The organism is Bradyrhizobium sp. SSBR45G (assembly GCF_030159255.1).
GTDB lineage: Bacteria > Pseudomonadota > Alphaproteobacteria > Rhizobiales > Xanthobacteraceae > Bradyrhizobium.
Genome location: NZ_BSCT01000049.1, coordinates 1 through 13,729, shown reverse-complemented (window position 1 = coordinate 13,729; position 13,729 = coordinate 1). Strand labels below are relative to the sequence as shown.

General features: G+C 66.7%; 13 protein-coding genes. 4 read left to right on the top strand and 9 right to left on the bottom strand.

The window, feature by feature from the left end; genetic code table 11:
• Positions 1-4 precede the first annotated feature (4 nt).
• From QQL87_RS33870 to QQL87_RS33855, 4 genes are all read right to left on the bottom strand, one after another.
• A complete protein-coding gene (locus tag QQL87_RS33870) occupies positions 5-1,777 on the bottom strand; it encodes an N-acetylglutaminylglutamine amidotransferase (RefSeq protein ID WP_284423482.1) in 1,773 nt (590 codons plus the stop codon).
• Between the two features lie 23 nt (positions 1,778-1,800).
• Positions 1,801-2,628 carry a class II glutamine amidotransferase gene (locus QQL87_RS33865; protein ID WP_284423481.1) on the bottom strand — a complete coding sequence of 276 codons (828 nt, stop codon included), beginning with the start codon at positions 2,626-2,628 and terminating at the stop codon, positions 1,801-1,803.
• Between the two features lie 123 nt (positions 2,629-2,751).
• Entirely contained in the window at positions 2,752-2,964 is a 213-nt protein-coding gene (locus QQL87_RS33860; RefSeq protein WP_284423480.1) for a hypothetical protein, read from the bottom strand.
• Positions 2,965-3,144: 180 nt separating this feature from the next.
• On the bottom strand, positions 3,145-4,026 hold the full coding sequence (locus QQL87_RS33855) for a LysR family transcriptional regulator (RefSeq protein ID WP_284423479.1): 882 nt from the start codon (positions 4,024-4,026) through the stop codon (positions 3,145-3,147).
• 111 nt (positions 4,027-4,137) lie between these two features.
• Here QQL87_RS33855 and QQL87_RS33850 point away from each other — a divergent pair, with 111 nt between their 5' ends.
• Positions 4,138-4,557, top strand: coding sequence for a CidA/LrgA family protein (locus QQL87_RS33850; RefSeq protein WP_284423478.1), 420 nt, complete (start codon positions 4,138-4,140; stop codon positions 4,555-4,557).
• On the top strand, positions 4,532-5,242 hold the full coding sequence (locus QQL87_RS33845) for an LrgB family protein (RefSeq protein WP_284423477.1): 711 nt from the start codon (positions 4,532-4,534) through the stop codon (positions 5,240-5,242). Before QQL87_RS33850 ends, QQL87_RS33845 begins: the two co-directional genes overlap by 26 nt.
• Positions 5,243-5,247: 5 nt before the next feature.
• Here QQL87_RS33845 and QQL87_RS33840 read toward each other — a convergent pair whose 3' ends face one another.
• From QQL87_RS33840 to QQL87_RS33820, 5 genes are all read right to left on the bottom strand, one after another.
• Positions 5,248-6,078, bottom strand: coding sequence for a type 1 glutamine amidotransferase (locus QQL87_RS33840; RefSeq protein ID WP_284423476.1), 831 nt, complete (start codon positions 6,076-6,078; stop codon positions 5,248-5,250).
• A 36-nt stretch (positions 6,079-6,114) separates the two neighbouring features.
• Positions 6,115-6,945, bottom strand: a complete 831-nt coding sequence (locus tag QQL87_RS33835; protein ID WP_284423475.1) for a dienelactone hydrolase family protein — start codon at positions 6,943-6,945, stop codon at positions 6,115-6,117.
• A 105-nt stretch (positions 6,946-7,050) separates the two neighbouring features.
• Positions 7,051-7,473, bottom strand: coding sequence for a hypothetical protein (locus tag QQL87_RS33830; RefSeq protein WP_284423474.1), 423 nt, complete (start codon positions 7,471-7,473; stop codon positions 7,051-7,053).
• Positions 7,474-7,604: 131 nt separating this feature from the next.
• Positions 7,605-9,584: an SPFH domain-containing protein gene (locus QQL87_RS33825; RefSeq protein ID WP_284423473.1), complete on the bottom strand. Its 1,980-nt coding sequence runs from the start codon at positions 9,582-9,584 to the stop codon at positions 7,605-7,607.
• Positions 9,585-9,762: 178 nt separating this feature from the next.
• A complete protein-coding gene (locus QQL87_RS33820) occupies positions 9,763-10,440 on the bottom strand; it encodes an HAD family hydrolase (RefSeq protein WP_284423472.1) in 678 nt (225 codons plus the stop codon).
• Between the two features lie 137 nt (positions 10,441-10,577).
• Here QQL87_RS33820 and QQL87_RS33815 point away from each other — a divergent pair, with 137 nt between their 5' ends.
• Together QQL87_RS33815 and QQL87_RS33810 are read left to right on the top strand one after the other, a co-directional pair.
• Positions 10,578-11,234, top strand: a complete 657-nt coding sequence (locus tag QQL87_RS33815; RefSeq protein ID WP_349817311.1) for a hypothetical protein — start codon at positions 10,578-10,580, stop codon at positions 11,232-11,234.
• A 132-nt stretch (positions 11,235-11,366) separates the two neighbouring features.
• Positions 11,367-13,394, top strand: coding sequence for a YgiQ family radical SAM protein (locus QQL87_RS33810; protein WP_284423470.1), 2,028 nt, complete (start codon positions 11,367-11,369; stop codon positions 13,392-13,394).
• Positions 13,395-13,729: the final 335 nt, after the last annotated feature.

Here is a 13,729-nt window from a genome sequence, read left to right as displayed (position 1 = left end):
GATATCAAACGCCGTGGGTCTGCAACCAGGCTTCGAGAAGGGCCGCCTGCCACAGCCGCGAATGTCCCTTCGGGCTCATCTCGGCTTCGGGGTTCCGCAACATGTGGTCGATGAAATCGCGCTGATAAAGCCCGCGCGTGCGTGCCTTGTCATCGTTGAGAACGTCGCGCACGTAGTCGAGGAATGGCCCGCGCAGATAGCGCAGCGACGGCACCGGGAAATAGCCCTTGGGCCGATCGATCACCTCCGCCGGCACGCAGCGGCGCGCGGTCTCCTTCAGGATATGCTTGCCGCCGTTCTTTACCTTCAGCTCGGCCGGCATGCGCGCAGCGAGCTCCACCACCTCGTGATCCAGGAACGGCACGCGGGCTTCAAGCCCGAACGCCATGGTCATGTTGTCGACCCGCTTGACGGGATCGTCCACCATCATGATCTCGGTGTCGATCTGCAGCACCTTGTCGACCGCGGAGGCGCCGCCATGATCGGCAAAGAAGCGTTCAACAAGCTCGCGGCTCAAATCGTCGCCGAGCAGTTCCGGAGCCAGCAGCCGCTGCAGGTCGGCCTGCTTCCAATCGAAATAGGCGTTCTGATACTGCTGCACGGCATCATTCGCCGACAAGAAGCCGGGATACCAGCTGTAGCCGCCGAACACCTCGTCGGCGCCCTGCCCGCTCTGTACCACCTTGACCCGCTTGGCGACTTCAGAAGACAGCAGATAGAACGCCACGGCGTCGTGGCTGACCATCGGCTCAGACATCGCCGCGATGGCACCGGGCAAGGCTTCGAGCACGCGCTCGCCGCCGATCCTGATCTGCTCGTGATTGGTGCCGAAGGTCCGCGCGATGATGTCCGAGTAGTAAAACTCGTCACCAGCGTGCTTGCCGACGGCATCGAAGCCGATCGAGAAGGTGCGGATGTCCTCGTGTCCCAGCTTGGACAGCAGCGCCACCAGCAATGACGAATCGAGCCCACCGGACAGCAGCACGCCGACAGGCACGTCGGCGACGCGACGGCGGTCCACCGCCGAGGTCATCGCGTCGAGCAACGCATCCGACCACTCCTCCTCGCTCATGGCGCGATCGGTCGGGCGCTGCTGGCCGACGTTGAATTGCCAATAGCGTTCGCGGTGCTGCGTTCCATCGGGCTCGATCGTCAGCAATGTTGCCGGCTCGAGCTTCTTCACCCCATTGAGGATCGTACGCGGCGCCGGAACGGCGGCGTGAAAACTGAAGAAGTGGTGCAATGCCGTCCGGTCGATGGATGTGTCGACCCCGCCGCCCGTCAGCAGCGCCGGCAAGGACGAGGCAAAGCGGAAGAAACCCGCACCTTCTGTATAGTAGAGCGGCTTGATGCCGAGACGGTCGCGCGCCAGCACGACGCGCCCGCTGTCACGCTCCCACAGCGCAAAGGCGAACATGCCCTTGAAACGCTGCACGCAAGCATTGCCCCAGGCATGATAGGCCTTGAGGATCACCTCGGTGTCGCCGTCCGAGAAGAAGCGGTAGCCCTTGGCCTGCAGCTCTCCCCGGAGCTCGCGGAAATTATAGATGCAGCCATTGAACGCGATGCCGAGACCCAGCGCCGCATCGATCATCGGCTGCTCCGCGGCCGCTGACAGATCGAGGATGCTGAGCCGACGATGACCGAGCGCGACGCCGCCTTGCATGTAGAGGCCGGCCGCATCGGGACCGCGCGCCTGCATCGCATCGTTGACCCGGCCCAGCGCCGCCAGCGCGGGCTGACCGGAATAGCTGATTTCACCACAAATTCCGCACATCGCGGATCACCAGTCCTGTTGTTTTATGTGCCGCCGATAACCCTCTGTGATCTCCTGCGTTCCGCGACATGACCGCCAGACGCAGCGGTAAACAGCGGAACGATTTCCGCAGGCCTGGACGCGCGCGCGACCAGCACGTGGTCGGGCGGAACCTCGATCCAGTCCGGCTCCTTGTCGTAGGGCTCCGAGACGGCGATCACCTGATCGCCATCCTCGCGGTAGTAGAGCGAATTGGCGCGGTCGTTGGCGGCGAAGCGAAACGCGTAGAGGTCGTGGCCGTTCGACAATGCGGACGTGAACCGCAGGTGCTCGCGCAGCCCGTCCTCGTTGACCAGCTGGCACAGCGCGCGCAGCACCTTCGAGGTCGCAGCGATCGGGTCCTGATCGATGCCGGCGCCGACAATGGCGAGGAACACAGCTTCCGAATCCGTCGTACCCAGCCGCGACGGATACAGCGCATCCGGGATCATCGCCTCGACCTTGCGGCGCAGCCTGTTCCAGCTGCCGACGAAGCCGTTGTGCATGAACAGCCAGCGGCCGCAGGCGAACGGATGACAGTTCTGGCGCGTCACGGCGGTGCCGGTCGCGGCGCGCACATGTGCGAAGAACAGATGCGAATGCAGATGCCGGCACAGATAGCGCAGGTTCTCGTCGGACCACGCTGGGCGGGTCTCGCGATAGAGCCCAGGCTCGGGATGGTCACCGTACCAGCCAAGCCCGAAGCCGTCGCCATTGGTGCCTGCAGTCGATTCGAGCGCGCGGATGCTCTGGGTGACCAGCGAGTGTTCCGGCTCGGTCACATAGTGCTCGAACGCCGTCGTCTCACCGCGATACGCGATCCAGCGGCACATTCCGCTTCTCCACTTCAACAAGTAAGTGCGCGGCACGCCTGGGCGCGCCACGTTGTTTCGGAGCCAGCAGAAACGCCGTCAGAGCGGTGCCAGTTCCGCACGCTCTGAGTTGCGCGCCTTGAGTTAGCCTGTCGGACTCGGATTGGCGTCGCCCGGCTCCGGCAACATGCCTGTGCCAGGGGTCTTGTCATTGTCGGTCAGTTCGGGCCGCGCATGCGGCCCGGCCGAAGGCATCTTTTCCGCCTCATGCTGCTTCACCTCAGGAGGTGCTGCGCCTTGCGTCTCGTGTTGTTCCTCAGGCTTGCGGCCCGAGTTTGTGCGATCGTGCTCACTCATCGATTGTCCTTTCAAGGGCGCAGAACAACGAGTCAGCGCCGAGGGCAACCGTCGTCAGCTCGTGCCGTTCCCTGCCCCCCGCGATCTGACGCACCATCTGTCCAATGACCGCGCAGACATCGCATCATCAGCAACGCGCTCGATCGGGCGGAGGTGCTTTCAGCGAACGGTCCTAAGGACTCACGCCTCGCCGCGCTCGCGGACCAGCCTGAGCCATGCGGCCGCGGCCGGCGAGAGATAGGCGCCGCGGCGCCACGCCATCGCCAGAGTCCATTCCGTATCGGGCTCGTCGAGCAGGACGAGGCTGATCGGCACCTGCGTGCGCTGGGTCGCGATCATGCGCGGCAGGAAGGCGACGCCAAGACCGGCGCCGGCAAGCTCGGCAATGAAATCGATCTGCGTGCTGCGCGCCGCCACGACCGGCTCGAAACCGTTGCGGCGGCAGGCCTCGCGGATGATGCGGTTGAGCGCGAAGCCCGCCTCGAACAGCACGAACGGCGTGTCCCGCAGCTCGGCCAACGTGATGGTGTCGCGCTGGGCCAGCGGGTGATCGACCGAGATCAGCGCCATCAGCGGCTCGCGGCGCACGATCTGGGCGCTGAACTCGTCGGCGATCGGCGGCAGCAGGCCGGCGAAATCGATGTCGCCGGCGGCGAGCAACTCGCTGAGGCGGTCACTGCCGTGCTCGACCAGCCGGATCTCGATGTCCGGATAGAGCTGGCGGTAGAGCGCGAACAACGGCGCAAACAGCGTGCTCGATCCGATCGGCGGCAGGCCGAGGCGCAGCACGCCGCGCTTCAGCCCGCGCAGCTCGGCAAGCTCGGCCTGCAGATCGTCGCGCTCCGCCAGGAGCCGGATCGCCCGGCGATAGACGATCTCGCCCGCCGCGGTCATGCGGCTCCTGTGCCCGAGCCGGTCCAGCAGCGGCAGGCCCAGTTCGTCCTCCAGCTGCTTGACTGCCTTGCTGACGGTCGACTGGGTGGCGAAGACGACCTTGGCGGCCTGGGAAAAGCCGCCTTGGCGGACGACTTCCACGAAGGTTTTCAACGTCCTGAGTTCCATAATGGGACATACTATTCCGATTTCGACTGAAGTTCATTCACTCAATTCATTTTGTACATGCTGCGCTGCGATATATCTTTGCTGCAACAATAGGGTTCTTGGACACCACTCATGATGCAGCGCAATATTCTTATCCCGGCGCACCGCCTGCTTCGCCGCAACCGTCTGGTGCAGATCGGCCTGCTCGGCGCGTTCTGGGCGGCCGGCGAGGCGCTGGCCCGCGCGACGGGCCTGCCGCTGCCTGGCGGCATCATCGGCATGGCGCTGGCGCTCGTGCTGTTCCTGGCCGGCGGCTTGAAGGTCGCGAGCATGAAGCGCGGCGCCAACTGGATGCTGGCAGAGATGCTGCTGTTCTTCGTGCCGGCGGTGCTGGCGCTGCTCGACCATCGCGAGCTGTTCGGCATGCTCGGCCTGAAGATCTTCGCCCTCATCATCGTGAGCACCACCGCCGTGATGTGCGTGACCGCGCTCACCGTCGACCTCTGCTACCGCTGGACCGAACGTCATGACGCTCGCCGCGCTGTGGCGTGAGCCGCTGGTCCAGGCCGCGGTCTGGTCGCTGGCGACGATCCTGCTGTATCTGCTCGCCAAGCGCGTGCACCTGCGCTGGCCGCGCTGGTGGCTGATGCCGCTCGCGGTCGCGCCGGCCTTGCTGATGATCGCGGCGCTTGCGCTCAACGTCTCCTATCGCGACTACATCCGCGGCACGCATTGGCTGGTGGCGCTGCTCGGCCCCGCCACGGTCGCCTTCGCCGTGCCGATCTATGAGCAGCGCGCGCTGATCCGCCGCCGCTGGCCGCTGCTGCTCGCCGGCATGATCGCCGGCAGCCTCACCGCAGTTGCGACCAGCTGGGCGCTGGCCTATCTGCTCGGCATCGACGGCGAGTTGCGGCTGAGCCTGCTGCCGCGCTCGATGAGCACGCCGTTCGCGATGGAGGTCTCCGGCGAGATCGGCGGCATTCCCGATCTCACCGCGGTGTTCGTCGTGCTCACCGGCATCATCGGCGCTGCCGTCGGCGATATCGTGCTGGCGCGGCTGCCGCTGCGCTCGACGCTGGCCAAGGGCGCGCTGTTCGGCGTCGGCGCGCATGGCGCGGGCACCGCGCGCGCCCACCAGATCGGCCGCGAGGAAGGCGCGATCGCCGGCCTCGTGATGGTGCTGGTCGGACTGATGAACGTGGCGCTGGCGCCGCTGATCATCCAGTTCATGAAGTAGCCCGCTCAGCGACGCTCGAGCGAGGCGAGCCAGTTGCTGATCTCGGCCTGGCGCAGCGTGTCATTCGCCACGTCCTGGTCGAGCCCGAGGCGCCAGAGAAGATCGCGCCGCGTACGGTCACGGTGCAGGGTCGCGAGATCTGCGGCATAGCGTTCCAGCTCGGCCAGATCGCCGAAGAATCCCTCATCGACCAGCGGCAGGCCGATGCGCCGGATCACCCAGGCGAGGTCCTGCAGGCTGAATTCGGGGTGATACTGCACGCCCCAGAACCGGCCGCGTCCACTGCGGATCTCGGCGGCCTGCACCTCGCTCATGGCGTTGCGCGCCGTGACCGTCGTATCCGGCGGCAGCGTGGTCACGATATCGCTGTGAATGGCCGGCGCGTCGAAGACCTCGCCGCGCGCCGCATGCATCGGATGGGCGCGACCAGCTTCTGTCAGCGCGATCTTGCGCGCGAACGCCACCTCGCGCCCCGCCGGATTGAGCGAGACCTCGCCTCCCGCCGCGACCGTCGCAAGCTGCAGGCCCCAGCACGAGCCGAACATCGGCACGCCCTGCGCGAAGATCGTGCGCACCAGCTCGATCTGGCGCAGCGCTTCCGGCTCGCGCTGATAGATGTTGAGCGCCGAGCCGGTGATGACGATGCCCTGATAGGCATCGATCGGCTGCGGCAGCCGCGCATCGGCATCGGCGGGCGTGGCGATGTCAACGACGGCGTCCGGCGCCAGCGCACGCAGCACGTCGGCATAGCTCTCCGACGGCGTATGCCCGGTGATCTCCGCCCAGCGGCGCCGGCCGGCCAGTGAATTGCCTTCGAGGACGAGCAGTCTCAGCACGTTTTGGCACTCCGAACATTCATGGACGCGGCCGCCTCAGGGATTCAGGATGCCGCGCAGGAATTGCGCGGTCCGCTCGCGCACCTCTGGCAGGTTCAGGATCGTATGCACGTCGGCATCGATCACCATCACCTCCGCCTTCGGATCGTCCTTCAGCGCCGCGGCGCAGGAACCGGTCACGCCGCGGTCGTTGTTCCAGGGATTGGCGGCCGAGAAGTACGGATCGCGCGCCGAGATCGCATTCAGCACCGGCTCCTTCGGCCCGATGCCGAGCTGCGGCGCGGTGACGAAGTAGTTGTCCTCGCACGACCAGGAATAGATCAGGCGCGCGGCGACATCTTTGCCGGCGTAGCGGCCGACCGCGACCGAGCCCTCGCTGGTACCGGCGAGCACGACGCGCTGGCGGTCGACCCAGCTCCAGTCGCGCGACGTCTTCAGCGCGGTCTCCAGTTCAGCGAGCCGCAACGCATGAACGCGCTCGTAGATCGCGACATCGACCGGCGAGGCATAAGTCAGCCGGTCCGGGATCGCGAGACTGTCGGGTGCGACCGATGCCGCGCCGAGCTCATCGGCGAGCCACGCCTGAAACTCCTTGATCGCCGGCGCGACGCCACTCGATCCGTGCATCACCACGACCAGCGGCACGATGCCGATCACATCGGGCGCGTCCTCGGCATGCCCCTCCCACCGCCGGCCGCCTGCCAGCACCGCCGGCAGCACCACATTGGCCTTGGCCCAGGTCAGAGCGAGGTTCTCGGCTGTCGGCTCCAGCACCGAGCCCTTGATCTCGCCGGGCTTGTCGGAAGCGAGCGCCGCCGGGGCGAGCAGCAGCGCGATCGACACAAGCAGACGGCGCAAAATAAACATGCGATCCTGACCTCTCGCGACGGAGGAGCACAGGACGCTTTCGGACCGCCGCGGTCACTTCAATCTCATGGCATGAAGGTCGGGACAAGACCGTCGCCTGCGCGCTCAGCGCCGGTACCGCGTGCGCAGGCCGCCGACCTGATGGCGCGGCGTGATCGCGTCGAGAACGGCCGCCCTCGGCACGACGGGTGAAGCAGCGGGCATGTCGAGCGCCTGGCCGCAATCGCGAACAAGGCGCAGCCGCGGCGGCGCCGGTGGCGTCTCGATGAACGCAGCAACGTCCGCGTCGGAAGGGCTCTGGCTCTCCGGCGGCAGCAGCACCGACAGCGTCGCCCTCAGGCCCCGGAGAATGACGATCATGGCGCGTGACGGGCGCGCCCAGCGAAATCGCTGCGGCGAACGATTGGCGCGGCCACCCAGGCGCACGCGGCGGCCGCGCGAATCGATCGCCGACGTGCCGTCATCGGCTGGCAGCATCACTCGAAACGGCTCTTCCGAAGGACCGGCCGTGATCACCAAATTGCGCATGCGTCTCACCTTGATCTCATGGCGGCCGATGCATTGGCCGCGTTCGGGGCGACCATTGCGCGGACGCGGTGACGGCAAGCTGTTGTGCGATGTCAGCAACATGTCAGCTCGCCGTCCCACTTCGTTCAGCCTTACTGTCGCGCGGCGCGCGGCGCCTCGCGCTTCAACTGCTCCAGCGCTTCCGGCATCATGCGGCCGAACATCGAGCTCAGCATCGCCGTCGGGATCAGGCCGGAGTTGCCGCTCTCCTGCCCTTGCCCGCCGGACATCAGGAATTGCGGCACCAGCGGCTGGTTGATTCGGGTCAGCGCGTCGGCGAACTTGGCGAAGTTCTGCTCGGCCAGCCTGAACTCCGGTCCGCCATAGGCGTCGACCGCGAGCTTGGTCGCCTGCGCGTTGGCCGCACCAACCGCCAGCGCACGGTCAGCCTCACCCTGGCCCTCGAGCCGCGACTGCTCGCCGACGGCGGCCGCCGTCACCTTGCGCGTCTCGGCGTCCTTCTGCGCGCGGGCGAGCGCGGCCGCGCCTTCGTTCTCGTTGACGCGGATCTGGATCAGCGACTGCGTCAGCGCCGCCTGCGCCGCCGCCGTCGCCTTGGCCTCGTTCAGCGTGCGCTCCTGCACCGCAGCCTTCTCCTGCTCCTGGAAGGTCTCGACCTGCTCGCGCGCGACCTGCCGCATGCGCAGCTGGATCAGGATGTTCTCGATGGTCTGGTCGCCGGGCGCCGCCCGCGGCGTGCCGATCAGGACCTCCTGCAGCTCGAGGGAATAGCCCTCGAACTTCACCTTCATCTGGGCCGCCGACTCCTCCTGGATCGCGGCGCGGTTCTGCAAGAGCTCAATCAAGGTCATCTTCTGCGCGACGTTCTTGAAGAACGCTGACACCATCGGATCGAGCGTCTGCTCGACCAGCTTCTTCACGTCGCCGAAGCGCTGGATGATCATCGGCGCCTTCTTGTAGTCGATGTGCATCACGACCGAGAGCGGCAGCGTCGGCTCGAACGCGTCCTTGGTGATCAGCGAGATCTCCGACAGGTTCTCGTCGAGCTTCATCGCGCCGACCTCGCCGCGCACCCATTTAAGGATGAAGTTGACGGTCGGGATGATCTCGATCTTGCCGGCATAGGTGTTGAACGCGTATTTGCCCGGCAGCAGCGGATCCTTCCAGACGCCGCGGCCGCCATTGCCGACCAGTTCGCCATGGCGATAGGTCTCGCCGGAGACGTCGGCCGTCCGCGGGCCGGTGTAGAAGATGACGACGCCGACATTTCCGACCGGAATGATCGTCTTCGGCACCTCCTCGACGGTCGCGAACAGCCGGTTGATGTACCAGGTGCCCTCGACGATGACCTGCAGCTGGCGGCCGCGATGACCGCCGGCGGCGAGGAATTTCTCGGGCTCCTGGAAATTGTTGTGAAAGGTGGCGGCATCGCGCAGCTCGGTGCCGACTTCGGGGGCGATGATCTCGCCGGGAGGCAGCGACGGGCCGTCATGCACGGTGACGATGCCGACGAGATCATGATCGGCCGCCAGAATGACCGGCGTGAAGCCCCAGCGCTCGGCGATCGTCAGCTGCATGGCGTCGAGCACGATCCGCTCCTGGTCGCTCAGCGCATGACCGTAGACGCGCTCGTCGGTGATGATCGCGAACTGCGTCGTGTTGATCGCATAGGTGCCCTCGCGCAGGACCTTGCGCTGCGGGCCCTTCTGGCCGCCGGCCAGAAGAAAGCGGCGCGCGTCCTGGAAGTCGCTCTTGTCGTCGCTGTCGTTGGCGCCCAGCACCTGCGATGCGCCGAGCGGCGCGCCGTCGCGGGCAAAGACATAGGCGATCTTGCCCTGGCCGACGGTCACGAGGTCGGAGCGGTGGATGCGGTACATGAAGGGAAAGAACAGATGCAGGCCGCCGCGCAGCACCTCGGGCTCGAAGCCGGCCTCGCCGTTCAGCGCGATGAAGCCGTCGGCGACCGAGCCGCGGATGCTCCACAGCTTCTCGACGATGCCGACCTGGTTGTTGGGGATGTAGCGGATGACGTTGGAAAGCTTCAGCAACGCAAGCAGCGCAATGACCGCCCCGGCCAACAGGGCCGGCTGGATCAGAGTGGTGATGTCCATGAGGGATCTCCAAGTCGCGCGCGGCCGGCGCGGCTGCTGCCGCAACGCTGTCGCCGTGCGCGATCATGCCGATCGATGTCGGCGGGCGAGCAGCTAGGCATCGCCTGGACATTTCAAAGACCGTCATCGCCGAAATATTTCGTCTCCTCGCGTTGAACCTGCGCGCTTGTTCGCCGACTCACGCCCCTCGCACCAGCGCCAGCACCTCGGGCTCGTCGAACGTCGCCGCGGTGAGCATCGCGCCGGCGGCAATCAGATCGTCATGGCTGAGATTGGTGCGCATGCCCACCGTCACGATGCCCGCAGCGGTTGCAGCCGTGATGCCGGCGCGGGAATCCTCGAACGCGACCGCATCATCCGCCATGACGCCGGCCGCGCGCAGCCCCTCCAGATAAGGCAGCGGGTGCGGCTTGCCGTGCGGCAGCTCGTCGCCGATGATGATGGCGCGAAACCGGTCGGTGATGCCGAGCCCGGCGAGGATCAGCTCGGCATTGGCGCGCGGCGCGTTGGTCACTGCCACGATCGGGATCGCCGCCGCCGCGGCGCGATCGAGCAGCGCCATCAGACCCGGCAGCGGCTGCACCTGGCCGGCAGCGAGGCTGCGAAACACGGCCTCCTTCTGCGCCATGATCGTGTCGCGCCGCTCCGCCGGCTCATATGGCAGAAACTCGGCAGCGATCGATGCGTTGGAGCGCCCGAGCAGTTCGCGTGCCGCCCGCGCACGGTCGAACACATGGCCGAACGGTGCAAACACCGTGTTGAACGCCTCCAGATGCAGCGCATCGGTGTCGGCAAGCGTGCCGTCGATGTCGAACAGCAGCGCTTGTCGCTTCTTAGGAACGCCTCGCATCAGCAAATTGACCTCAAACTCATCCGGATGTTGACGCGATCTGATCCAACTCTCGACCATCACGGCTGTCGTTATCTCCGAAACGGCGTGAAACCGCGACGGGGGAAATTGCGATGAACGGCCATTTGCAAGCGACGTCCCAAGTGAGATCGAGACTGACGCTCGGCGCTGCTGCGGCGCTGCTGTCGACGGTGCTGCTCGCGGCGCCCGGTGCCGCAGAGGCCAAGGACGACATGGTCAACGGGCAATACTGCAATACGCCCTGCAAGGCCTACATGGCGTGGTCCGAGCGGATGCTCGCCGTGATCCAGCCGTCCCACGCCCGGCCGCAGGTCCGCGTCGCCGTGCCGCAGAGCCTGAAGACCGCGGACAAGGCCGAGAAGCCGGAGCGGATGGCAGAGCATCCGCCCAAGCCGCACCACCCGGCCAATCTGAACTCGTTCGCGCAGCTGCCTGGCGGCAGCCGGGCGGCACAGCCCACGATGGACACGCCGCAGGGCGACGATGGCACGGCCGCCTATGCCGGCGCCCAGATGGGCCGGATGCTGACGACCGACGGCCAGGCCCAGCCGGCGGTGGCCGGCCTGCGCGGCAGCACCGCCGAGGGCGCGGACATGCGGCTGGTCTCGATGAACAACACCGGCATGATGCAGGACCCGCGCACGGTCGGCGAGGCCGGCGGCAGCCCGCGCTCCAAGATGCCCTCGATCTGGATCATGCTGGCGGCCGCCTCGCTGCTGGCGTTCTTCGGCCATGGCTGGCTGAAGCGGCGCAACGGCGCCTCCGAGGAGATCGGCTGAGCCCCCGGTCGCCTGAAGGCCCGGCGCCCCGCGACACCCCGCGGGAACCATTCCGGACAAATTGATCCGGGCCGGCACCCACCGGCCAGGGGTTCGGTTGAACTCGCCGGCCTGCGGCCTTATGCGTGGGCGATGAACATCGCCCTCCCCATAGCCCCGCCGCTGAATTCCTGGCCGCGCCATCGCGCCGACCTCACGCCTGCGCCGTTCCTGCCGATGAGCCGCAAGGAAATGGACGCGCTCGGCTGGGACGCCTGCGACATCGTGCTGGTCACCGGCGACGCCTATGTCGACCATCCCTCCTTCGGCATGGCGATCATCGGCCGGCTGCTTGAGGCGCAAGGTTTCCGCGTCGGCATCATCTCCCAGCCCGACTGGCAGTCGGCCGAGCCGTTCAAGGCGCTCGGCAAGCCGCGCGTGTTCTTCGGCGTCACCGGCGGCAACATGGACTCCATGGTCAACCGCTACACCGCCGACCGCCGCATCCGCAGCGACGACGCCTACACGCCGAACGGCGAAGGCGGCAAGCGGCCGGACCGCTGCACGCTGGTCTATGCGCAGCGCTGCCGCGAGGCGTTCAAGGACGTGCCGCTCGTGCTCGGCGGCATTGAGGCCTCGCTGCGCCGGATTGCGCATTACGACTACTGGTCCGACAAGGTGCGCCGCTCGGTGCTGGCCGACGCCAAGGCCGACATTCTGATCTATGGCAATGCCGAGCGCGCCGTCATCGAGGTCGCGCATCGGCTCGCCGCCGGCCAGTCGCCCAAGGAGATCGACTCCATCCGCGGCACGGCCGTGTTCCGCCGTGTGCCCGAGGGCTTTGTCGAGCTCCACGCCGACGATCTTGACTCCGCCGATGAAGGCGCGGCGCGCGAGAAGGGCGACGTCGTCATCCGCCTGCCCTCCTGCGAGCAGGTCGAGACCGACAAGGAGGCCTATGCCCGCGCCTCGCGCGTGCTGCACCGGGAGAGCAATCCCGGCAATGCGCGCCCCCTGGTGCAGCGCCATGGCGACCGTGACCTCTGGCTCAACCCGCCGCCGATCCCGCTGACCATGGCGGAGATGGACTCGGTCTACGATCTTCCCTACGCCCGCGCGCCGCATCCGTCCTACGGCGATGCCAAGATCCCGGCGTGGGAGATGATCAAGTTCTCGGTGACGATCATGCGCGGCTGCTTCGGCGGCTGCACCTTCTGCTCGATCACCGAGCATGAGGGCCGCATCATCCAGAGCCGCTCGGAAGGATCGATCCTGCAGGAGATCGAGCGCATCCGCGATAAGACACCGGGCTTCACCGGCGTGATCTCCGACATCGGCGGCCCGACCGCCAACATGTACCGGATGGCGTGCAAGGACCCGAAGGTCGAGGCCGCCTGCCGCCGGCCGTCCTGCGTGTTTCCCGAGATCTGCCCGAACCTCAACACCTCGCATGACGATCTCATCCGGCTGTATCGCAAGGTGCGCGAGGTCAAGGGCGTCAAGCGCGTGATGGTCGCCTCGGGCGTGCGCTATGATCTGGCGGTCGAGAGCCCCGCCTACATCAAGGAGTTGGTCACGCACCATGTCGGCGGCTATCTGAAGATCGCGCCCGAGCATACCGAACGCGGCCCGCTCGACAAGATGATGAAGCCGGGCATCGGCACCTATGACCGCTTCAAGGAGATGTTCGACGCCGCCGCGCGCGAGGCCGGCAAGAAGTACTATCTGATCCCCTATTTCATCGCCGCCCATCCCGGCACGAGCGACGAGGACATGATGAACCTCGCGCTGTGGCTCAAGCGCAACCGCTACCGCGCCGACCAGGTGCAGACCTTCCTGCCGTCGCCGATGGCGACCGCCACCGCGATGTACCACACCGGCGTCAACCCGCTGCGCGGCGTCCGCCGCGGCGGCAGCGACAAGGTCGAAGCCATCAAGGGCCTGCGCCAGCGCCGCCTGCACAAGGCGTTCCTGCGCTATCACGACCCGGACAACTGGCCGGTGCTGCGCGAGGCGCTGAAGGCGATGGGCCGCAGCGACCTGATCGGCTCGCGCCCCGAACAACTGGTGCCTGCGCATCAGCCGCCCGGGACAGGCAAGGCCGCGACGACACGACGGCCGGTGCGCCCGGAGCCGCGCGCGCAGCGATTCACGACCAAGGGCGTGAAGATCAGGAAGTAGTTCGGGCGGTCGCGTGCCGAGCGGAGTACTGTACCGAGTCTGGCGTGTGAGTTGGACCAACCCACCGCACATTCGATCGTCATCACCCGCGAAAGCGGGTGATCCAGTACGCCGCGGCACCTCGGCTCCATCTCCACCGCCTCTGGAATACTGGATCGCCCGGTCAAGCCGGGCGATGACAGCGAGTTTGGTGCTTGGCCGTTCGGCCTCACCTTCCGCCGTCGTCCCGGACCAGCGCGCATCGTCATGATATGAGCACGCGCCCGCCTCGCGCTCCGCTGTCGTCCCGGGCTTGACCCCATAGGCGCTAAAATAGACTTGCGGCGAAGAATCAG